At 73.6% G+C, this 21,418-nt stretch carries 14 protein-coding genes and 1 riboswitch; of the genes, 6 read left to right on the plus strand and 8 right to left on the minus strand.

The genetic code is table 11. From position 1 onward, the window contains the following. The first annotated feature begins 88 nt into the window (after nt 1–88). The 3 genes from GVV76_RS02010 (at nt 89) to GVV76_RS02020 (ending at nt 4,523) form a co-directional block, all read left to right on the plus strand. On the plus strand, nt 89–1,054 hold the full coding sequence (locus tag GVV76_RS02010; protein WP_328703531.1) for a hypothetical protein: 966 nt from the start codon (nt 89–91) through the stop codon (nt 1,052–1,054). Between the two features lie 105 nt (nt 1,055–1,159). Next, nucleotides 1,160–2,749 (plus strand): phospholipase D-like domain-containing protein, encoded by a 1,590-nt coding sequence (locus tag GVV76_RS02015; RefSeq protein WP_159624706.1) that lies wholly within the window; start codon nt 1,160–1,162, stop codon nt 2,747–2,749. A 190-nt stretch (nt 2,750–2,939) separates the two neighbouring features. Continuing rightward, nucleotides 2,940–4,523: an IS1096 element passenger TnpR family protein gene (locus GVV76_RS02020; protein ID WP_159624556.1), complete on the plus strand. Its 1,584-nt coding sequence runs from the start codon at nt 2,940–2,942 to the stop codon at nt 4,521–4,523. A 12-nt stretch (nt 4,524–4,535) separates the two neighbouring features. Here the strand turns inward: GVV76_RS02020 and hrpA are convergent, their stop codons facing one another. Both hrpA and GVV76_RS02030 read right to left on the minus strand, forming a co-directional pair. Further along, the gene (gene hrpA / locus GVV76_RS02025) at nt 4,536–9,149 is read right to left on the minus strand and encodes an ATP-dependent RNA helicase HrpA (protein ID WP_159624558.1); all 4,614 of its coding nucleotides are present in this window, start codon (nt 9,147–9,149) and stop codon (nt 4,536–4,538) included. A 167-nt stretch (nt 9,150–9,316) separates the two neighbouring features. Continuing rightward, nucleotides 9,317–10,150 (minus strand): alpha/beta hydrolase family protein, encoded by an 834-nt coding sequence (locus tag GVV76_RS02030; RefSeq protein ID WP_159624560.1) that lies wholly within the window; start codon nt 10,148–10,150, stop codon nt 9,317–9,319. Between the two features lie 181 nt (nt 10,151–10,331). Then, nucleotides 10,332–10,413: riboswitch (SAM riboswitch) on the plus strand. A 4-nt stretch (nt 10,414–10,417) separates the two neighbouring features. Here GVV76_RS02030 and GVV76_RS02035 point away from each other — a divergent pair. Next, nucleotides 10,418–11,494: a methylenetetrahydrofolate reductase gene (locus GVV76_RS02035; RefSeq protein WP_159624562.1), complete on the plus strand. Its 1,077-nt coding sequence runs from the start codon at nt 10,418–10,420 to the stop codon at nt 11,492–11,494. A gap of 24 nt (nt 11,495–11,518) precedes the next feature. Further along, the gene (gene metE, locus GVV76_RS02040; RefSeq protein ID WP_159624564.1) at nt 11,519–13,945 is read left to right on the plus strand and encodes a 5-methyltetrahydropteroyltriglutamate--homocysteine S-methyltransferase; all 2,427 of its coding nucleotides are present in this window, start codon (nt 11,519–11,521) and stop codon (nt 13,943–13,945) included. 31 nt (nt 13,946–13,976) lie between these two features. On the opposite strand, the gene GVV76_RS02045 is transcribed toward metE, so the two are convergent. Both GVV76_RS02045 and GVV76_RS02050 read right to left on the minus strand, forming a co-directional pair. Then, entirely contained in the window at nt 13,977–14,912 is a 936-nt protein-coding gene (locus tag GVV76_RS02045) for a copper homeostasis protein CutC (protein ID WP_175993993.1), read from the minus strand. Nucleotides 14,913–15,035: 123 nt separating this feature from the next. Further along, complete coding sequence (locus tag GVV76_RS02050; protein WP_159624708.1) at nt 15,036–15,968, minus strand: cation diffusion facilitator family transporter; 933 nt, start codon at nt 15,966–15,968, stop codon at nt 15,036–15,038. A gap of 268 nt (nt 15,969–16,236) precedes the next feature. On the opposite strand from GVV76_RS02050, the gene GVV76_RS02055 reads away from it, so the two are divergent. Beyond that, nucleotides 16,237–17,097: a trimeric intracellular cation channel family protein gene (locus tag GVV76_RS02055; RefSeq protein ID WP_442858359.1), complete on the plus strand. Its 861-nt coding sequence runs from the start codon at nt 16,237–16,239 to the stop codon at nt 17,095–17,097. Nucleotides 17,098–17,147: 50 nt separating this feature from the next. Here GVV76_RS02055 and GVV76_RS02060 read toward each other — a convergent pair whose 3' ends face one another. From GVV76_RS02060 to GVV76_RS02075, 4 genes are all read right to left on the minus strand, one after another. After that, nucleotides 17,148–17,462 carry a YtxH domain-containing protein gene (locus tag GVV76_RS02060; RefSeq protein WP_159624566.1) on the minus strand — a complete coding sequence of 105 codons (315 nt, stop codon included), beginning with the start codon at nt 17,460–17,462 and terminating at the stop codon, nt 17,148–17,150. A 239-nt stretch (nt 17,463–17,701) separates the two neighbouring features. Then, complete coding sequence (locus GVV76_RS02065) at nt 17,702–18,838, minus strand: App1 family protein (RefSeq protein WP_159522764.1); 1,137 nt, start codon at nt 18,836–18,838, stop codon at nt 17,702–17,704. A 10-nt stretch (nt 18,839–18,848) separates the two neighbouring features. Beyond that, nucleotides 18,849–20,150, minus strand: a complete 1,302-nt coding sequence (locus GVV76_RS02070; protein ID WP_159624568.1) for a glycosyltransferase 87 family protein — start codon at nt 20,148–20,150, stop codon at nt 18,849–18,851. Next, the gene (locus tag GVV76_RS02075; protein WP_159522768.1) at nt 20,147–21,412 is read right to left on the minus strand and encodes an MFS transporter; all 1,266 of its coding nucleotides are present in this window, start codon (nt 21,410–21,412) and stop codon (nt 20,147–20,149) included. Before GVV76_RS02075 ends, GVV76_RS02070 begins: the two co-directional genes overlap by 4 nt. Between the last annotated feature and the right edge of the window lie 6 nt (nt 21,413–21,418).

Consider the following 21,418-nt stretch of genomic DNA (forward strand, 5'->3'; position numbering starts at 1 on the left):
GGCCAAGGGTACGGCCGGCCCCCGCGGCCTTCGGGAGGCGGAGCCCTGACGCCTCGCGGACGTGAAGCCCCGCCCCGAGTATGGCAGCATGAGGGCAGTGCCCCCCTCATCCCCCGGTTCCCGCCGTGACCAGCCCAGCGGCGCGGGCCAGCGCCCGAGCGCCTCGGCCCGCGCCCGTTCGCGCGCGCGGCGCCGTCGCCTGCTCAGCCCGCTGACCGTCCTCATTCTCTCCTTCCTCATCACGGTGCTCGTCGCCGTCTTCGCCCTGTCCCTTGAGGGCCGGCTCGTGGTCCTCGGGACCGGAACGACCCCCACCCCCGAGGCCGCGGGGCCCGCGCCCGTCGTCCCGGACATGACGGGCTACACCCCCTCCCGCATCATCGACGACGAGGTCTTCTACGACTCCCAGGCCATGAGTGAGGAGGAGATCGCCGCCTTCATCGCCAGGGTCAACAAGGGCTGCGTCCCGGGCCACGACGGCACGCCTTGCCTCGCCGACGCCGTCTTCCAGACCCAGACCCGCGAGGTCTCCAATGTCTGCCCCGGCGGCTACATCGCCGCCGAGGGGCAGAGCGCCGCCCGCATCATCTCCGGCGTCGCCTCGGCCTGCGGCATCAACCCCCGGGTCCTCCTCGTGCTCATCCAGAAGGAGCAGGGCCTCCTCACCGCCTCCGGCAGCCGTCTCACGGCCCGCGACTACGAGGCCGCCACCGGCTACGCCTGCCCCGATGGCGGCCAGTGCGACCCGGCTTTCGCCGGTTTCTTCGCCCAGCTCTACGGCGCCGCCGCGCAGTTCCAGCGCTACCGTCTCGACCCCGGCGGCTACTCCTTCGTCGCCGGGACGCCGACGACCATCGCTTACTCCCCGGACGCCTCCTGCGGGTCCGGGGAGGTGACGGCCGCCAACCAGGCCACCGCGGGGCTCTATGACTACACCCCCTATCTGGCCAACGACGCCGCCGCCTCCGGCGGGGATGACTGTACGACCTGGGGGAATTGGAACTTCTACGGCTACTACCGCACGTTCTTCGGCTCCCCTCTTATCGCCGGCTGACCGGCCCGGGCTGGAGGCGGCGGCCCTCCGCGCCCGGGCCGGCGGTGCTCGCGGGATCGCCCCCTGCCATGGCCCGCCACGTGGCATCATGCGCCCATGAGGCTGATGACGCTCCCCACCTCCCTCGCCACCGCGTGGGTCGTCATCGAGTACGTCATCAAGATCATCGCCCTGGGGACCATCCCCGAGAACCGCCGCCCGTCGTCGTCGACGGCCTGGCTCATCCTCATCTTCCTCCTGCCCGTCGTCGGGCTCCCCCTCTACCTGCTCCTGGGCAGCCCGCGCGTGACCGGCAAGCGCTACCGCCAGCAGGTCGAGGTCAATGAGATGGCCCTGCGCTACACCGCGCACCTGCCCGACGCCCCGCCCGGGGCCAGCGAGTCTAGGCACCTCGACTCGATCCTGCGCATGAACCGGCGCCTGACCGGACTGCCCTGCCTCACCGGGGAGGTCGTCGCCCTGCACGACGACTCCCAGGCCACCTATGCCGCCATGGCCCGCGCCATTGACGGGGCCACCACCTCGGTGAGCGTCGAGTGTTACATCCAGTCCTGGGACGATGTCACCGACGTCTTCTACAGCGCCCTGGAGCGCGCCGCCGCCCGCGGCGTCAAGGTGCGCCTCCTGCTCGACCACCTGGGCAGCCGCAAGTACCCCGGTTGGAGGACCCTGGGCAGGCGGCTGAGCGCGGCGGGCATCGAGTGGTGGCTCATGATGCCCCTCCTGCCCTTCCGACTGCGCTGGCGCCGCCCCGACCTGCGCAATCACCGCAAGCTCCTCATCATCGACAATGAGCGGGCCTTTATCGGCTCCCACAACATCATCGACCCCACCTATCTGCTGCGCCGCAACCGCTGGGCGGGGCGCGTCTGGAAGGACCTCACCGTGGAGGTCACAGGAGCGATCGTCGCCGAGGCTCAGGCCGTCTTCGCCATGGACTGGCTCTTCGAGGCCGACGAGCTCCTCGACGTCTTCGCCCTGAGCCCCGCCCGCAAGCGCAAGCCCGGCGTCTCCCGGCCCGCACACAAGCGCCCCACCTCCACCATCGCCGAGGCCCTGCCCGAGGCCATCCCCGAGGTGGGCCAGGGGCCCGCGCCCACCGTGGGCTCCGCCGCGCCCCGTCCCGGGCGGCCCGACGCCGTCGTCAACGCCATGCAGCTCGTGCCGTCCGGGCCCGGCTACCCCCTGGAGCCGAACCTGAGGATGTTCCTGTCCCTCATCCAGGGGGCCACCCGGCGGGTGTCCATCACCAGCCCCTACTTCATCCCCGACGAGGCGCTGCTGGCTGCGATTACCTCGGCCGCCTACCGGGGCGTGCAGGTGGAGTTGTTCGTCGGCAAGGAGTCCGACCAGTTCATCGTCAACCACGCCCAGCGCTCCTACTACCCGGCGCTGCTGGCCGCCGGGGTGCGGATCTTCCGCTACCCCCCGCCCACCGTCCTGCACTCCAAGTACATGACGGTGGACGGCGAGGTGGCGGTCATCGGTTCGTCCAACATGGACTTCCGCAGCTTCACCCTCAACTACGAGGTCATGCTGCTGGCCTTCGGCGGGGATCTCGACGACCTCTTGCGCGCCAATGATGATGCCTACCGGGCCGTCTCCGAGGAGCTGACCGCAGAGCAGTGGGCCGCCGAGCCCCGCTACCTGCGCTACATCGACAATGTCTGCCGGCTCATGTCCTCGGTGCTGTGAGACGTTGAGCGGCGGGGCCCCGCGCTCCCCGCCCGCGCATCGCGGAATCGTGGTCTGCGACACGTCCGCCGGCTGTCCGGGACCCGCCGCAGGTGGGTGGGCCCTGAGCGGGTCGCACCGGCGCGGCCCCCAGGATTTTCCCAGGTTGGGGCCCATGCGCGCTCCGCGAGGCTATGGCAGCATCGGGACCATGGCGAGACGCTGGCAGGTCATCACCGTGGAGCTCCTGGGCGGTCGCGGCATTGACCTCGACCCGCCCCCTGGGCGCGACCTCATCGCGCCGCCGTCGACCACCTTCGCCGAGCTCGCCCACGCCATCGACCTCGCCTTCGCCCGCTGGGATCGGGCTCACCACCACGAGTTCACCCTCGCGGATGGCACTCGCATCATCGACGACGTCGCCCAGCGCGACCTCGCGGCCCGCGCCGCCACCGGCGGTCCCATCCTCGACCGCGTCCTGCCTGGCACCACCCAGGTCAAGCCGCTCCTGGAGCGCGGGGACACGATGCGCTACGTCTTCGACCTGTCCGACCGGTGGGTCTACCGCTGCGCCATCACCGACAAGATCAGCGTCGAGCGGCTCATCGGCCCCAGGATCACTGGCCCGCAGCCGATCCGCGGCTGGGGCGACCTGCCGGATCAGTACGGCCGGACCCGCCCCGACGCCGAGCGCCACCGGGGCGCGGGGAGCCGTCGCGTCGATGATGAGGGCGGTGGGGCCGGCGGGGCGCGGCCCGCACCCGAGGCCCTCGAATCGGGACCGAGCCGCCGCGCCCGCAGGGCCGCCGAGCGCGCCGGGGCCCCGGATCGCTGGGACCACCCGGGATGTGAGGGGCGTCGGGATCCGCGGGATGCGCGCGGCGAGCGGGGCCGCCCCCGGCACCTGGAGTTCCTGGAGGAGTTCGGCGCTCCCGTGGCCGAGCCCGTCGACGTCGGCGCGGTGCGCAGGGCCCGGGCCAGGCGCGATATCCCCTCGCTCGTGTCCGCCATCACCGGCGCTGACTGCCGCCACGCCCTCCAGCAGGTCGGAGCCTGTCTGGCGGGCGCCTGGCGCTCCAGTGACGGGCCCGGCCACGCGCTGCGCGAGCCCATGACCGCCGCGATGCTCTCCGCCATCACCCAGCTCGGGCTGCGCGGATGGCCCGGCGACGACGTCCTCGCCGAGCTGATCATGGCCCGGCTGCGTCAAGAGCGTCCCGCCGGCTCGCCCCTGCCGCTGCGCCTGGGAGCCCTGGTGACCTCCATCGCCGCCGCGGGGCAGCGCGACGGCGTCTGGCTGGACCTGGACACCGGCGTCGTCTGGCCAGCCTCGATCCTCGCCGCCCGGGCCGGTCGGGACTGGGCGGGGCCGATCACCCCGCCCGTCGAGGGTGATGCGGCGCTCGGGATCGCGCCCGGGCACCGCTGGCTCCACCTCGATGAGAGCGATCCGGGAACCGCGTGGTCCGATCGGCGCGCTTTTATCGCACATCTGGCCGGGGGGGCGGACCGAGGAGGAGATCATCAACGCCCGGGCCCTGAGGCGCGGCGCCGAGCGCGGGCCGGAGGCCTTCTACGCCGCCGTCGTCGATCGGGGGCTCGATTCCCTCTGGCTCACCTTCCGCGACGACCGTCGTTGGGGCCGGGCCCGGGCGGCGCTGGACGCCGAGGGCCTGCGGCCGGCCTAACGCCAGCCCGCCCCCTCCAGCGAGACCGGTCGAAAATAGGAGCGAGACCGGTCCCGGAACCGGTCTCGCTCCTATTTTCGACCGGTCTCGCTGATAGGGAGGGGTGATGGGCGGTGGGGTTAGATGGTGGCGAGGAGCTTGGAGATGCGCTGGGGGCTGACCTTCTGGGAGGTCCCCAGCGTCTGGGCGAACAGGCTCACCCGCAACTCCTCCACCATCCACCGCGCCTCGGCCAGCGCCGCCTCGCGCGCCGCGTCCGGCGGGAGCGCCGCAGCCCGCTCACGCGCCCGCTCGACACCCGCCAGGGCCTCGCGCGCCTGGTAGGCCAGGGCCGCGTCCTGCGCCGCCGCCGACGGCGAGGAGGCCGCCCGCTCCACCCTCATCGCCAGCGCCTTCAGGTACCTGGGCAGGTGGCGCAACCGGCCGGTGGGCGTGGCGGTGATGAACCCATCGGCGATGAGCGCGGCGGCCTGCTCGCGCACCTCCTGCAGCGTGGTCAGCAGCGCGAGCGAGGCATGGGCGTCCACCGCGTCCTGAACCTCCCGCTGGGCCTCCAGCGCGCGCACCACGATGAGAGCGATCCGGTGGACCTCATCCTCCAGGCCCTCGCGCATCGCCCCCGCGAACTCATCGAAAGCGGCCTTCTCGCGCACCTCGGCGAGTCCTCGGCCAGTGCCGGAGGCCCACCGCTCGGCGACGGCGCGCGCCGCCGCCAACTGGAGGTCGGCCACCAGCGCCTCGGTGGACCGGTAAGGGCTCGCCGCGAGCGTCAGCGACTCCCTGCCACTCCAGCGGCTCGTGATCCGGCCCGTCGGCAGCGCCACGCGCGCCTGTGCCAGCGCGATCACACCGGTGGGGTGCTCCCGGCCCTGGGCGACGGCGTCGGACAGGATCGTCAGATCCGCGGTGGGGGCCGTGGGCTTGCCGGGGGTCACGCCCCCGCCGCCCCCGCCGGCCCCGCCGGGGCGCAGCCGGGCCGCGCCACCACTGGCCACCAGGGCCGGGTAGCCCCGCACGACGAGCCCGGCCGTGCCGGTGGACTCCACCGTGGTGGGTATCGTGGAGGAATCCGGGCCGATGAGTCCGGCCAGGCCGCTCGGCCACTCCTCCAGGCCCGCCCGCTCGGCCAGCCCCGCGCTCATGCCGGCGGACCCGGCGCCGCCCGCCTTCGGGCCAACCGGGCCCGCCGCACCCGTGGGATCGGCGCCGGCCCTGTGACCGCGTTGGCCGAGCCGCCCGGGGGCCTGCCGGCCCCGCCCCGCCTTCCCCGCTCCGGGGCCTCGTGATCCGCCGCCCCCGCCGGAGCGGGCCCGCGCCTCCTCCATCGCCTGGGCGAGCGCCCCGCGCACCGCCGAGCGCACGGCCTCCTCGGTGCGCCCCGACAACCGCCTCCGCAGCGCCACGAGATCCTTGCCGCGCCCCAGGACCTTCCCTCGCGAGTCAAGCGCCACGAAGGCGATCGACAGGTGATCGGGCAGGCGCTCAGCGGCCTCGGCCCAGTCGTCGTCGCTGATCTCCACCCCGCGCAGGCGCCCCACCACCTGGGCGAAGGCCTCCTCGAAGGGAGTGTCCGGGCAGGAGGCCCCCGGCGGCGTCGGGTATTCCTCCCGCAGGACCGCCCACGCCTGCGCGCCCACATCCGGGGCGGGGACGAGCTGGCGGCGCACCCGCTTGGGGAGCGCTCGGATCGTGGCCACCACGAGCTCGGGGCGCATCCCCGGCACGAGCCAGTCGAAGCCGGTCGGCTCCAGGCGCCCCAGCACCTCGATCGGCACCCGCACGGTGACGCCGTCATCATGGCGCCCCGGCTCGAAGACGTAGTCCAGGCCCAGGGTCAGGTCCCCCTGCGTCCAGGTGTCCGGGTAGCCCGTGGCGTCGTCATCGCCGGGGAGCAGCAACTCTCGCGTGAAGTCCAGCAGGTCCGGGTGGCGGCCCCGCTCCCGCTTCCACCAGGCGTCGAAGTCGGCGGCGCCATGGACCTCCTCGGGCAGGCGGTCGTCGTAGAAGTCGAACAGCGCCTCGTCACCGGCCAGCAGGCCGTGCACGCGGCGCCGCCGCTCCACATCCTCCAGCTCCTCGCGCAGCTCCCGGTTGCGCTCCACGAAGCCGTGCCGGGCGTGCCAGCCGCCCTCGACGAGCCCGGAGCGGATGAACATCTCCCGGGCCACCTGCCGCGCCGACTCCGTGCCCACCGACGCCAGCGTGGAGGGGCGGTCCGCCACGAGCGTCATCCCGTAGAGCATCACCCTCTCGTGGACCATCGCGGCCCCGTGGCGAGTGGACCAGTAGGGCTCGCCGTAGACGCGGCGCAGCAGGCCCGCCCGCTCGGCCGCCTCCTCGATCCACCGCTCATCGATCCTCGCCACGGTGCGCGCGAAGAGCCGGGAGGTCTCCACCAGCTCCGCCGTCATCACCCAGTCGTAGGTCTTGCGGCGCAGCCCCGAGCCGGGCCAGATCGTGAAGCGCGTGCCCCTCGCCCCGGCGTACTCGCGGCGCCGCTCATCCCAGTTGCCCACATTGGACAGCAGTCCCACCAGCAGGGAGCGGTGGATGGCGTCGGCGTCGGGGGTGTCGGCGCTGCGGCCGAGCGCCACGACGGCGGCCGCCACATCCCCGTGGGCGATCTGGGCGGCGTGCGAGCCGGGCTCCAGGGCCTCCCCGGCGGCGCGGATGGCGCGCGCAGTCGGCAACTCGACGGGGGAGGCGCTGAGCCCCAACTGCCGCGACATCTGCCGCAGTTGGGCGTGGACGTCCTGCCACTCGCGGATCCGCAGGTAGTGCAGGAACTCGGCGCGGCACATGCGCCGGAACGCCGAGCCGGACAACTCCCGGGACTGCGTGCGCAGGTAGCGCCACAGGTTGAGGTAGGTCAGGAAATCGCTCGTGGGGTCGGCAAAGCGGCGGTGCAGGGCGTCGGAGGCCTCCTGCTTGTCCGCCGGGCGCTCGCGGACATCCTGGATGGACAGGGCGGCGACGATGACGAGCACCTCCCCGGCGCAGCCGAGCTCGCCGGCCTCCAGGAGCATCCGCCCCAGGCGCGGGTCGATCGGCAGGCGCGCCAGGCGGCGCCCGACGGCGGTCAGCCGCGGCCCGGCGGCGCTGGTGGCGCCGTCGGGGTGGATCGCGCCGATCTCGGCGAGCAGGGCGATGCCGTCGCGCACGGCCCGGCGGTCCGGGGCGTCGATGAAGGGGAAGTCCCCCACCGCGCCCAGCCCCAGGGCCGCCATCTGCAGGATGACGCTGGCCAGCGAGGTGCGCAGGATCTCCGGCTCGGTGTACTGGGGGCGGGAGTTGAAATCGGCTTCGGAGTAGAGGCGGATGGCGACGCCGTCGGCCAGGCGCCCGCAGCGCCCCGAGCGCTGGTTGGCGCTGGCCTGGCTGATCGGCTCGATGGGCAGGCGCTGGACCTTCGTGCGGTTGGAGTAGCGCGAGATGCGGGCCAGGCCCGGGTCGATGACGTAGCGGATGCCGGGCACCGTCAGCGAGGTCTCGGCGACATTCGTGGCCAGGACGATCCGGCGCGTTGAATGCGGCTCGAAGACGCGGTGCTGCTCGGCGGCGCTCAGGCGCGAGTACAGGGGCACCACTTCGACCCCTCCGGGCAGCCGTGAGCGCCCGTCGACGGCGAGGCGCGGTCCGAGGTGATCGGCCAGGGCCGATTCGGTGTCCCGGATGTCCCGCTCGCCCGCGAGGAAGACGAGGATGTCCCCGGGGCCGGTGGCTAGGAGCTCGTCGACGGCGTCGAGGATGCCGGTGACCTGGTCGCGGTCCTCCCGGGGGGTGGGCCCCGGCCGCTTGGCGCGCCCGGCCCGGGGGGCGCGGTCGGCGCCATCGGGCTCGTCCGCGCCGTCGTCGGGCTCGTCCGCGCTCAGGGGCCGGTAGCGGATCTCGACGGGGTAGGTGCGGCCCGTGACCTCGATGACCGGGGCGGGCACGCGCGCGGCGGGGGCGGCGCCATCGGGGCGCGGGGGCTCGGCGCCGAAGTGCTCGGCGAAGCGCGCAGAGTCGATGGTGGCCGAGGTGATGATGACCTTGAGGTCCGGGCGGCTCGGCAGGAGCCGGGCGAGGTAGCCCAGGATGAAGTCGATGTTGAGGCTGCGCTCATGGGCCTCGTCCACGATGATCGTGTCGTAGCGGCGCAACATGGGGTCGGACTGGATCTCCGCCAGGAGGATGCCGTCGGTCATGAGTTTGATGAGGGTGCGCGCCCCGACCTCCTCGGTGAAGCGCACCTGGTAGCCGACGATCCCCTCGGAAGAGACGCGGGTGCCCAGTTCGTCCGCGATGCGCTCGGCCACGGAGCGGGCGGCGATGCGACGGGGCTGGGTGTGGCCGATCATCCCGGTGATGCCGCGGCCGAGCTCCAGGCAGATCTTGGGGATCTGCGTGGTCTTGCCGCTCCCGGTCTCCCCGGCCACGATGACCACCTGGTTGCGCCGGATCGCCTCGGCGATCTCAGCGCGGCGGGCGGTGACGGGCAGTTCATCGGGGTAGACGATCTCCGGGACGGAGGCCGCGCGCTCGGAGAGCTGATCCGCGGTGAAACCCGGCCGGGGGTGCCTGCCCTGGCGACTCCCGCTGGGCCGGCGGACATGCCCGTCCCACTGCTGGGCGGGGTGGCGCCCCCGACGGCCCCCGTCCTCCCGCCGTCCTCCCGAGTCGCGGCGATCGCGGCGCCCCTGCTGGCGCCCGTGGCCCTCACCGGCGTCGCCGGCAGCACTGGTGGTATCCATAGGCCGCCCATTGTCCCCCATGCGGCGGGCAGGGGCGGACGGTCGGGAAGATCCCCTCGCCACCCGCCTCGTCGGGCAGGGTGGTGGCGCGCGCCCGGCGCCTCCCAGCCGGGGCGCCGGAGGGGCCCGTGGCGTGGGCGCCCGGGGGGGGGAGGCGCTGTGAGGGGCTAGCGCAGGCGCAGGGCCATCCAGTCCACCGCGGCGCGAGCGAGCTCGGCATCGGCCTCCTCGCCCGAGGAGTGGATCTGAAGCATGCGCGAGCCGTCGGGCAAGAGGGGGAAGCCCTTGGCGGCCTCGTCGGCGGCGTCGGAGGACTCCTCGACCCGCGCGCCGTGCACCATGAGGATCGGCCAGGGCAGGCCCTCCATGACGTCGTCGGGGCGCTGCATCGACACGTCCGCCAGGGTCTCCTTGGTCAGGACATCCCAGGCGCGGTCATTGGGGTTGTCATCCGGCAGGCGGGTCATGCCGTGCTTGTCGAGCTCGTCGAGCTGGCTGGGGGAGAAGACCTCCTCCCACAGGATCGACTGCGGGCCGACGATCGCGCCAACGGCCACCGCCGTGCGCACCTGCTCCGGCCTGGCGACGAGCGCCGCCGTGGCCCCCAGGCCATGCCCGTGGATCCCCTGGCGCGCGTAGCCCAGTTGGGCGAGCCACCCGCACAGCGCCTGGAGATCGGCGACCTCACCGGCCAGGGTGATGACGTCGTCGTCGGAGGCGCCCAGGCCCGAGAAATCGAACTGGAGCGTCGCCAGGCCAGCCTCCCTGTACGCGGCGGCCATCCGGTCGAGGCTGTGCCCGGGCCCGTGGCGGTCGGCGAGGAAGTCATGGGCGAGGATGACGATGGCCTCGGGGCGCCCGGGGATCGCGCCACCGGTGCCCACCACCCGCTGCCCATCGTCGGGATCGAGGTCGGGGACCCCGGCGGGCAGCACGAGTTCAACCGCGAGGCCGATGCCCCTGGCGGTATCGATGCGCGCCTCGATGCGCTGATCAGACATGGGCACCAAGGTAAGGCAGTGCCGTCGCCCCGACCATCCCCCCACAGGGGGAGATCCGCCGATTGCGCTCGAAGCGTGACTGCCGACGCGGCACGGCCCTCACAGATTCCCGCAACATGACGCCGCGTCTCAGAAAACGGACCCGGGGGCCGGTCCCCGCTGGGCTCTGGCAGGATGCGAATACCCATCCAGAGCGATTGAGAGACCTGGCTCAACGACGTCGCAGCAACCCCTGAGGGTGCTTCCGCCAGGACCGATGGAGAAGACATGTCGACCACCCCAGACGATTCGGCCCCCGCCCCGCACGGGGCGCCCACGCTCTCCCTCGAGCTCTTCCCGCCCCGCGCCGGCGCCGCTTCCTCTCAGACCTGGAGCGCCCTGGACCGGCTGCTGGCCACCGCCCCGGACTTCGTCTCCGTCACCTACCGGCCGACCTTCGTGCTGGGAGCCCGTCCCGCCGATCCCGCCGTGCGGGTCATCCGCGAGCACAACCCCGCCGAGGACGTCGTCACCCACGTGCTGGCGCGCTCCCGCACCCCGCTCATGGCGCACCTGACCTGTATCGGCTACCGCAAGCGCGACGTCGTGGAGATCGTCCGCCTCTTCCTGGCCCTGGGCGTGCGCCGCTTCCTGGCCCTGGGCGTGCGCCGCTTCCTGGCCCTGCGCGGCGATCCTCCCCGCGGGCACGACGCCGACGAACTGCCCGGCGAGCTCGCCCACGCCGAGGACCTCGTGCGCGTCATCCGGGAGGTCGAGGCCGAGTACTTCGACGACGGCGAGCGCCACCTCACGATCGCCGTCGCCGCCTACCCGGCGGTGCTCGACCACGGGCGCGGCGTTGAGGTCCTCGCCGCCAAGCAGGCCGCCGGCGCGGACCTGGCCATCACCCAGGTCTTCTATGATCCCGAGGACTACCTCTCGCTCGCCCGCGCCGCCACCTACTGCGGCGTCTCCATGCCCCTGCTTCCCGGCATCCTGCCGATGACCGACCTCGCCCGGCTCTCCCGCCTGGCCGCCCTGACCGGCGTGCCCATCCCCGCGGGGCTCGCCGCCAGCCTCAAGCCCGCCCGGGGGGCCCAGGCCGTCACGCGAGGGATCGACGCCACCCTCAGGCTGGCCACCGAGGTCCTCGACGGTGGCGCCCCCGGCATCCACCTCTACACCTTCAACCGCACCCGCCCCGCCCTCGACGTCGTCAGCCAGCTGCGGCTGGGCGGCATCCTCGGCGGCGAGCGCGCCTCGGCCGCCATGCAGCGCGACGTGCTCCGCGCCTACCTCAACGCCACGCCCGGCGGTGATCGTCGAATGCCCGAGCCGGCTCACGCCGGTCCTGCGCGCCCCTGAACCTCGATGACGAAAGCGACGACCATGACTACCCCGACTACCCCGACTAGCCCGACCACGCCAGCCGCCACAACCGCGCCCGCCCCCTCCACCCCCCTGCCCGCCGCCACCATCCTCGGCTACCCGCGCATCGGCCCCGACCGCGAGCTCAAGCGCGCCGTCGAGTCCTACTGGAAGGGCGCCACCAGCGCCGATGAGCTGCGCGCCGCCGCCGCGGGGCTGCGCCGCGCCACCCGTGAGCGCCTGCGCGGCCTGGGGCTGTCAGGGCCGGCCGCCGTCCCCGCCGACTTCGCCTACTACGACCAGGTCCTCCAGGTCACGAGCGCCCTGGGCGCCGTGCCCGCCCGCTTCGCCCACCTGCGCGGCGGCGCCGGGCAAGGGCACCCCGGCCTGGGCCTTGAGGGTCATTTCACGGTGGCGCGCGGCCAGGGAGACCTCGTGGCGCAGGAGATGACGAAGTGGATGGACTCGAACTACCACTACCTCGTCCCCGAGATCGACGAGTCCACCGTCTTCGACTACGCCCCCGGATTCGGCGCCATTGACCCCACGGACGGGCCCGCCGCTCAGGTCCTGGAGGCCCTCGCCGCGGGCGAGCCGGATCCGCGGCCGGTCATCGTCGGCCCGGTCACCTACCTGCTCGCCTCCAAGCCCGCCGACGGCGCGGCCCCCGGATTCCGGCCGATCGACCGCCTGGACGACCTCCTGGGCGCCTACGGCCACCTCCTGGCCGACCTGTGGGCCACCGGGGCGCAGTGGGTCCAGATCGACGAGCCCGCCCTCGTCGCCGACACCTGGGGCGTGCCCCGCGAGGAGGTCCTGGCCGCCGTCCACCGGGCTTACGCCTGGATCGCCGCCATCGTCGAGCGTCCGCGGGTCCTCGTCACCGGCGCCTACGGCTCGCTCGGCGACGCCCTGCCCGTGCTGGGGGCCACCGGGATCGAGGCCGTGGGCCTGGACCTCGTGGCCGGGGCGCTGCCGCGGGACGAGGACCTGGCGGCTCTGGGCGGCAAGAGCGTCGTCGCCGGGGTGGTCTCCGGCCGCAACATCTGGCGAACGGACCTTGAGGCCGCGCTGACCACCCTTGAGCGCCTGCGTGACGCCCTGCCCCAGGGCGCGCCCCTGACCGTGGCCACCTCCACATCCCTGCAGCACGTCCCGCATGACGTCGAGCGCGAGGCCCGCCTCGACCCGGCCATCCGCTCCTGGCTGGCTTTCGCCGACCAGAAGGTGGGGGAGGTCCTCACCCTCGCGCGGGGCCTGGCCGAGGGCCGGGACGCCATCGCCGACGAGCTCGCCCGTGACGCGAGCCTGCGTGCCCAGCGGGCCGCCCACCCCGGGGTGCGGCGCGCCGAGGTGCGCGACGCCGTCAGCGCCATCACCCCCGCCGACCGGGCGCGCCCGCCCTACGCCGAGCGCAAGCCGCTTCAGGACGCCCGCCTGGGCCTGCCGCTCCTGCCCACCACGACCATCGGCTCCTTCCCCCAGACCCCGGAGATCCGCGCCGCCCGCGCCGCCCACCGCGGGGGAGAGCTCGACGCCGCCGGCTACGGGGCCCAGATGAGGGCCGAAATCGAGCGCGTGGTGCGCCTCCAGGAGGAGATCGGCCTGGACGTGCTCGTCCACGGCGAGGCCGAGCGCAATGACATGGTCCAGTACTTCGCCGAGCTGCTCGACGGCTTCGCCACCACCGAGCACGGCTGGGTCCAGTCCTACGGCTCGCGCTGCACCCGGCCCTCGATCCTGTGGGGCGACGTCGCCCGGCCGGCGCCGATGACGGTCGCCTGGTCCTCCTACGCCCAGTCGCTCACCGACAGGCCTCTCAAGGGCATGCTCACCGGACCCGTGACGATCATGGCCTGGTCCTTCGTCCGCGACGACCTGCCGCGCGCTGAGGTGGCCGACCAGCTGGGGCTGGCCCTACGCGCCGAGGTGGCCGACCTGGAGGCCGCGGGCATCGGCGTCATCCAGGTCGATGAGCCGGCCATCCGCGAGACCCTGCCGCTGCGCCGCGCCGATCAGCCCGCCTACCTGGAGTGGTCCGTCGGCTCCTTCCGCCTGGCCACCGGCGGGGCGGCCAGCGCCACCCAGATCCACACCCACCTGTGCTACTCGGAGTTCGACGTGGTCATCGACGCCGTCGACCACTTGGACGCCGACGTCACCTCCATTGAGGCCTCCCGCTCCAGGATGGACATCCTCCCGGCGGTCGCCGAGCACGGCTTCGCCCGCCAGCTCGGCCCGGGCGTGTGGGACATCCACTCCCCGCGCGTGCCCAGCACCGAGGAGTGCGCCGAACTCGTCGGCCGCGCCGTCGACGCCCTGGGCGCCGGGAGCGTCTGGGTCAACCCCGACTGCGGACTCAAGACCCGCGGTTACGCGGAGACCACGACCTCGTTGCGGAACCTCGTGGACGCCGCGGCGCGCGTGCGGGGCGGCCTGGAGGGCTGAGCGCCGGGCCGGTGAGAGCCGGCCGGGCCCCTCAGCCCTCTGAGCGGCCCGGCCGGCCCGGGACCGGAAGGGCGCGCGCCACCTTGACGATCTCGCGCACCTGCTCCTCGTCGGTGTTCTGGGGCAGGTGCGGGGGCAGGCCCGGGAAGGAGCAGCGCAGGTGGATCTCCCCGGCGCCCGTGGCCTCGATGACCTCGGCGACGTTGTCGCTGCGCACCATGCCGGTGGCGATGACCGTCGGCCCCTCCTCGGCCACCATCGCGGCGATCATCCGCGCCCCGTCGAGGGCGGTGTCCGCCGCGCCACTGGTGAGCACGTAGTCGACGCCGAGTTGGCCCAGGTCGCGGTAGGCCTCCAGGGGGTCGCGGCTGGCGTCGATGGCCCGGTGGAAGGTCAGGGTGGCGCCGTCGGCGAGGTCCTTGAGGAGGCGGATGAGGCCGCGGTCGACGGTGCCGTCGTCCGTCAGGCCGCCGACGACGATCCCCAGGTCCACGGCCGGGGGCAGCGGCTGGGCCGGGTTGGAGGTGGGCACGGGCCGGGTGTACTCGCTCATCTCCCGCGCCAGGGCGGCGATCCTGCGCACGTCCGCGATCATCGCGCGCCTGCCGTCGCCGTCGTAGACGAAGCTGCCTCCCCGGGGGCGAATCATGACGCGCAGGCCGAAGGGGGCGCCGTCCTTCGAGGAGGCCCAGTGCGCGCCGATGCGCTGGCGCTTGGCCTCGACCTCCTCGGCTGCGGCCAGGATGGCGGCCTCGACAGCGCCGATCGAGGGCGTGGTGCCTCCAACGGTGACGTTGTCGCATAACTCGGCGCGATCCGCCCCCGCGCGGACCGCGCGCCGCACGCCCGCCACGTTCTCCAGGCAGATCTCGACCCCGATGTGGTCGAGGTCGCGCCAGGGGGCGGTGTGTGGCGCGGTGTGATGGCGCAGGGACGGAGCGGTCACGGATAGAACTGCTGGGTTCATGGCACGAGTGTGGCACGCGGCGCTCCATCTCGCGATCCCATGCTGCGCCGGAGCGTGTCTGGCTTCGCGCCTCGCCGGTGCGATCCCCGGCGGCGAGGACCCCGGTCCCGGGCGCGCGGGCGGTCAGACGTCGTCGAGGTCCTCGTAACTCTTCGGATCGCCGATCGGCTCGAGGTGGGCGGAGACCCGCAGGCCCGGATCCGCGCGGACCAGGTCATCGATAAGGTCCTCGGCGAAGTCGTGCCCCTGCTTGACCGTCCAGGCGTCGGGCACGAGCACGTGGAGATCCATGAAACGGCGATTTCCTGCCTCGCGGATGCGCATGGCGTGGAAGTCGATGCGGCCGGGTTCGCGGCGGGTGCCCAGCACTTCCTCCACCCGGGCGATCGCCTCGGCGGCGGGGGCGGCGTCCATGAGCCCGCCCACCGACTCGTTGATGAGCTTGAAGCCCGTCCACATGATGTTGAGGCCCGCCCCCAGGGCCACGAGGGCGTCGAGCACCGGCGAGCCGGTGAGCGCCACGATCCCCACGCCGATGAGCACGGCCGCGGAGGTGATGACATCGGTGGCCAGGTGCTTGGCGTCGGCGATGAGCGCGGCCGAGCGCTCGGCGCGCCCCGCTCGATGCAGGACCCAGGCGACCCCGCCGTTGATGACCGAGGCGATCACGGAGACCGCCAGGCCCAGCCCCAGCCTCTCGGGCATGACCGGGTGGATGATCCGCTCGGCCGCCGTGACGATGATGAGGGCCGCCGCGACGAAGATCATGACGCCCTCGACCACCGCGGAGAAGTACTCCGCCTTGGAGTGGCCGAACTGGTGGTCCTCGTCGGCCGGGCGGATCGAGACCTTGAGCACCCACAGGGCCACCACCGCCGCCACCAGGTTGACGAGCGACTCCGCCGCGTCCGAGAGGAGCCCGGCCGAGCCGGTCACCCATGCCGCCCAGGACTTCAGGGCGATGGTGGCCAGGGCTGCCCCGATGGACAGCCACGCGTACGTGGACAGGTCCTGGGGCGGGGCGTAGCGCGAGCCCGTGGCCGAGCGCCGCGGCACTGGCGGCGCTGGCGGCGAGGGCCGGGAGGGCTGCGGGGGCGGGGAGGGCTGTGACGGCACGCGCCCGATCCTCCCCCCTGGCCGGTCGTGCCCGCCAGCGGCGGTTTCGGTGAGCCTGATGCTGTGGGCGGCCCTGCTGGGCGCGAGGCCTCGCGGGCGCGCCCCGGCTCGGCCCCCGCCGCCTACCCCGGGCGGGATGGCGCTGGCCCGGTGAGTCCCCGCCCCGTGCGGGCCCTCACCGCCGCGCATCCTCTATCGTGTGGCCGTGCTGTCAGTGGTCTGCCTCCCCATCGCGCTTCATCCCGTGCAGATCACGGCGCTCGGCGCCCTGCCCGTCACCTTCCGCGCCATCGACCTGTCCGGTGTGCTGCTCAACGGGATCCTGGGGGCGCTCATCGCCCGCCGCAAGAACTTCGACCTCGTGGGCTTCGTGGTCCTGGCGATCCTCACGGCGACCGCCGGCGGCATCCTGCGCGACGTTATGATCCAGAACGGCCCGCCCTTCGCCCTGACGGACCCCTACTACCTCTACGCCGCCTGCGCCGGCGCGATGATCGCCTGGCTCGTCCCCTTCACCTCCCGCCCGGCTCGCCGCTTCCTCGTGGTGGCCGACGCCGTCGTCCTGGGGGTGTGGGCGGCCACGGGCGCCACCAAGGCCCTGGCGAACGGGCTGGGCGTGATGCCGGCGCTGCTCCTGGGCTGCCTGACGGCGGTGGGCGGCTCCATGATCCGCGACGTGTCCGTGGGTGAGACGCCGGCGGTCTTCGGCGGCAACAAGCTCTACGCGATCCCGGCGCTCCTGGCGGCGCTCACCGATGTGGTGATGGTGCGCGTCGGCTTCCACGAGAGTTGGGGCATTCTCGTGGCCACGCTCGTGGGGGCGGGCATGTGCCTGCTCGCCTACTGGCGCTCTTGGCAGTTGCCCGTGGTGGGGGACCGCGAGATGCGGCGGCGCGCCCGGGGGGAGAGGCCCCTGAAATGGGCGCTTCCGAGCGGCCCCGCGATCGGATGGCGCCGCGGGCTCATGGGCCTGCGCGTCAGGGGAGATGGCGCCCGGCGGGCGAGCGCGGGCGGCGGGTCCTCCCGGGGACGGCGCGACCGCGAGCCCCTCGCCCCCGAGGACCTCTAAGGGCCGGGGCTCTCACCGGGGCCGCGTGGGGAAGTGGGCGCCGCGCGGCGCTACTTGATGGGGCGGATTGTGGCGTCGTCGACGGCGACCGCGGCCGGTTCCGAGCCCCTCGCCGGGGCCGGGGAGGCGGGGGCGCCGAAAAGGCGCTCCTTGACGGCGTCGGCGACCTTGTCGGTGACGGCCTCGCCCTGCTGGCGCACGGCCTGCGCGACTCTCGCCTGGGCGGCGTCGACCCGGGTGCGGACGAAGGGCTGGTCGGCGACGCCCCGGGCGGTCGCCTTGATGCGCTCGTACTGGGCGCGGCCCGCCCGGGTGCCCAGGACGTACCCGGCGCCGAGGCCGAGGACGAAGGGGAGCTTGCTCATGCGTGCCTCCTAGAAGTGCGCGGCGGGCGCGTCATGCCCGGACCGCGGCGCCCAGCCTAGCGGTCCGCCGGCGCCGGGGCGAGGCGCGCCAGCCCCGCCCTCTCGCGCGGTCGGATCGGGTGGGCGCGCGCTCCTCCTGCCCTGTGCCGCTCGGCGGTGGTGATCCGTGCTCCGGGTCTGGCGCGGCGCCAGGGATGCGACATCTGGCTGAGCGGTCCGGCCGTCGGCTCGGGATCGCCTCATCCTCCGGCTGTCCCGCCACCGATCGCAGTGGGCAGGCGGGAGGCCAACTCGAAGCCATTGGTCCCCGTGACCACCGGGACATCCGCCTCCGCGAGCGTCTGGGCCGCCGGCCCGATGCCCATGGGATGAGCGGTGATGCCCCCGGCGAGCACCTGCTCGGTGGCGCTGAGCCGGCGAATCGCCACCGCGGCCACGCGATCCGCGTGCTCACGGGCCACCTCGCCGTAGATGAGGGGGTCGTGCTGGCCGTCGTCGCCCACGAGCAGCCAGCGCACCTGGGGAAGATCGATCATGAGGCGGCGCAGCTCGGTGCGCTTGTGCTCGATGCCGCTGCGAAACCACCCGGTGTTCGTCGGTCCCCAGTCGGTCATGAGTGCGGGCCCCTCGGGGAAGCCATGGCGGGCGAAGAAGGCGCGCAGCGTCGGCATGACGTTCCACGCGCCCGTGGACACGTAGAACACCGGCGCCCCCTGATGGGCCTGCTGGACGCGCCGGTACAGCCGGGCCATCCCGGGCACCGGCTCGCGCGCTGAGGAGTACTTGACCAGTTGGTTCCACGCGGCCACGAGGATGCGCGGCACGTGCGAGATCATCGCCGTGTCATCGATGTCGGAGATGATCCCCAGGGTCGGCTCCGGGCCCACCACGAGCACTCGCGCGCTGGACCGTCCCGCGCCGGCGGCGTCGATCACCGCGTCATGCCATCCCGGGCCCAGTCCGTGCCCGCGCACGACGACGTCGATGTACCCCTCGCGATCCGCCCGTGTGCGGATCCGTGCGCCGCCCACCGTGATCGTCACCGGGAGGAAGGGCACCGGTGCGTCGATGAACAGGCGCCAGCCCCGCTGCGCGTCCGCCAGAGAGATGCGGGCGTTGTCGATCACCTCCGCCGCCGAGGCCGGGCGCCTCTCCGGCAGGGAGCGGAACAACGGGCCCTCGGTGGGGGCGTCCACGGGCCGCAGCACCATCCGAGCCAGCACGCGCGCCATATCGGCGCCGTCGGGCTGGTCTGCGCTGGTTCCGTAGCCGTCATAGGCGACCACGCGTGGGCGCCAGCCGCGGCGCTTGAGCACGGGGATGACGTCGCGGTGGAACTGGTCCTCCACGGCGCGGGCGATATCGAAGAGCGGCACCTCGCTGATTTTACGGGCGCCGCCACCCCGGCGTGCCCTCGCCCTCCGGCGCGCCGGCGCCCGGGTCGCGCGCGCCGCGCGGGGCGCAGACCCACAGTGCGGCCCCGGCGGCGAGCGCCCACAGCGTGTAGGAGGAGCCCAATGGCCCCGCCCACCACGGCCAGTCCTGCTCCACGTGATTCTGCTCGGGGAACCACCAGTGCATGGCCAGGGCGAAGACGAGCCCGCCGGACGCCGTCGCCGTCATGAGGGCGGGCGAGCGCCAGCGCCAGGAGGCGACGCCGAGCCCCATGAGCAGCGGCAGGCACCACACCCAGTGGTGCGACCAGCTGATGGGGGAGATGAGCAGCCCGCAGGTCATCACCACGTCGGCCTGGAGCAGCAGGATCAGGCCGTCCGAGGCGGAGGCGCCCCGTCCCAGGGCCCTGGCCAGGAGCACGGCGCCGATCATCACCAGGAGCGCGAGCCCCGCCCACGCAGGACCCCACATCCCCTCCGGCAGGGCCCGGGCCACGAGCCCGCGCAGGCTCTGATTGCCCGAGTAGTCGGGGAGCCCCGCGCGCGAGGGGTCGAGCATGGCCTGGCCGAAGAATCGCATCGACTCCTGGGGCGAAGCCACCCACGCCGCCGCCGTCAGCCCGGCGGCCGTGACGGCCATCGTCGCCGCCGCCCGCCACTCGCGGCGCACGACGAAGACGAGGATCGCGATCGCCGGGGTGAGCTTGATGACCGCGGCCACGGCGCTGCCCACCCCGCGCCAGCGCGAACTGACGGGCACCACGAGCAGGTCGAGCGCGACGAGCATCATGAGGATCGCGTTGATCTGCCCGTACTCCATGGTCTTGTCCAGCGGCTCAGCCACCAGGCAGCCCGCCACCGCGAGCCACACCCCGCCGGTGCGGGCCGCCCTCCCGCGCGCTCCCAGGCAGCGCAGGCCCGCCCAGCCGGTGAGGGCCGCCGCCCAGGGCGTCAGCGCTGTGAGCAGGATCTGCGCGGCGCGATCGGTGATGAGCAGCAGGGGAGTGAAGGCCCATGCGGCGAAGGGCGGGTAGGTGAAGGGCCACAGCTGCCGCCCGGGGTCGGCGTACCAGTCGTAGAGGGAGCCGCCGGCATGCCACTGCGCCACGGCGTGGTAGTAGATCCATGCGTCGAGCTTGAACGAGGGCACCAGGTCGTTCCACAGTTGGTGGACGGGGATGAGCAGCAGGCCCACGCAGCCCAGGATGAGGAGGGCGGGTGAGCCGAGGGCGGTCTCCAGCGCGCGCTCGCGCGCGGCTCCTCGCGCCTGGGCCCCGTCAGAGGCTGATGTCATGCCGGGTTCTCCAAATCGGTTCTCGCCTTGGCTGATCGCAGTGTCGGCAGCCCGACGATGGTAGCGAGGACCCCCATCCAGGCGAAGCCCGCCACGAGGAGATACCCGCCATGGGAGCCGGTGCGATCGATCGCCTGGCCCGCCACGAGGGAGCCCAGGGAGACCCCCATGTTGAGCGCGGTGCCGATCCAGGCCAGGCCCTCGGTCAACTGCGAGGGGGCCACCGTCACCTGGACGATGTTGTTGCCGATCGTCACCGTGGGGGCGATCGCCATTCCGGTGAGCGCCATGACGACGGCGATCGACACCAGGCCCGGCATCAGCGGCAGGGCCGAGCACCCGACGGCCAGCCCGGTGACGCCTGCCAGGAGCTGCTTCCACAGCGGCCACCCCCAGGCGCGCGCCCCGAAGGCGAGCGCCGCACTGAGGGAGCCGACCGACCAGGCGGCGAGCACGACGCCGGCCGCGGAGGGGTGTCCGAGTTCCTTGGCCACGGCGACGGCGGCGACGTCGTTCGCCCCGAACAGCCCGCCGGTGAGCATGAACACGGTGATCACCGCGAGGACCGCCCCGTGCCGGAGCACCGGGGTCCGGGGAGCGCCCGCGCCTGACGGAGCGCCGTCGCCCTCGCGGTCCTTGCCCCGCCCGCGCCGGGGGCGGGGATGTGCCGGGGGCTCCGTGGCCCTCTGGGACAGCAGCCAGGCCCCACCGCCGGTCTGCAGCAGGGCGCAGGCGATGACGCCCGAGGCGGTGGGCAGCGCCGGCGCGGTGCTCAGGGCGGTGGCCAGCGGCGGGCCGATGACGAAGGCGACCTCATCGAGTGCCGCCTCGAGGGAGAAGGCCGTGTGGAGGTCCTGCGGGGTGGACAGCACGACGGTCCACCGCGAGCGGGCCAGTGAGCCCATCGACCCGGTGAAGGCGCCCGCCACCGCCGCCAGGGCGAGGACCGCGGGAAGTGGGGCGCGCGCCGACAGGCAGCCGATGAGTGCCGCCAGCGCGCTCGCGGAGACCGCCAGCGCCGGGCGCATGACCGCGGCCTGGCCCCGGGCGTCGACCTGGCGCGCGAGAAGCGGTGAGCCGATCGCCGAGGCGACGACGAAGGCCGCGCTGACCGCGCCGGCCGCCGAGTAGGAGCCGTAAACCGCCTCAACGGTGAGGATGAGGGAGATCCCCAGCATCGACATCGGGAACCGGGCGATGAGCGCGGCGCTGGAGAAGCGCAGGGCGCCGGGCTGGCGCAGGATTCGACGGTAGGACGGCATGCGTGG

It is taken from the genome of Actinomyces sp. zg296 (assembly GCF_009829695.1).
Classification (GTDB): domain Bacteria; phylum Actinomycetota; class Actinomycetes; order Actinomycetales; family Actinomycetaceae; genus Actinomyces; species Actinomyces marmotae.

Excerpts from the sequence above, each read along its gene's own strand:
- GVV76_RS02030 (WP_159624560.1), bottom strand. The coding sequence starts at position 10,150 with ATGTCTGATCAGCGCATCGAGGCGCGCATCGATACCGCCAGGGGCATC.
- GVV76_RS02020 (WP_159624556.1), top strand. The coding sequence starts at position 2,940 with ATGGCGAGACGCTGGCAGGTCATCACCGTGGAGCTCCTGGGCGGTCGC.
- GVV76_RS02075 (WP_159522768.1), bottom strand. The coding sequence starts at position 21,412 with ATGCCGTCCTACCGTCGAATCCTGCGCCAGCCCGGCGCCCTGCGCTTC.
- GVV76_RS02015 (WP_159624706.1), top strand. The coding sequence starts at position 1,160 with ATGACGCTCCCCACCTCCCTCGCCACCGCGTGGGTCGTCATCGAGTAC.
- GVV76_RS02045 (WP_175993993.1), bottom strand. The coding sequence starts at position 14,912 with ATGAACCCAGCAGTTCTATCCGTGACCGCTCCGTCCCTGCGCCATCAC.
- hrpA (WP_159624558.1), bottom strand. The coding sequence starts at position 9,149 with ATGGATACCACCAGTGCTGCCGGCGACGCCGGTGAGGGCCACGGGCGC.
- metE (WP_159624564.1), top strand. The coding sequence starts at position 11,519 with ATGACTACCCCGACTACCCCGACTAGCCCGACCACGCCAGCCGCCACA.
- GVV76_RS02060 (WP_159624566.1), bottom strand. The coding sequence starts at position 17,462 with ATGAGCAAGCTCCCCTTCGTCCTCGGCCTCGGCGCCGGGTACGTCCTG.
- GVV76_RS02035 (WP_159624562.1), top strand. The coding sequence starts at position 10,418 with ATGTCGACCACCCCAGACGATTCGGCCCCCGCCCCGCACGGGGCGCCC.
- GVV76_RS02010 (WP_328703531.1), top strand. The coding sequence starts at position 89 with ATGAGGGCAGTGCCCCCCTCATCCCCCGGTTCCCGCCGTGACCAGCCC.
- GVV76_RS02070 (WP_159624568.1), bottom strand. The coding sequence starts at position 20,150 with ATGACATCAGCCTCTGACGGGGCCCAGGCGCGAGGAGCCGCGCGCGAG.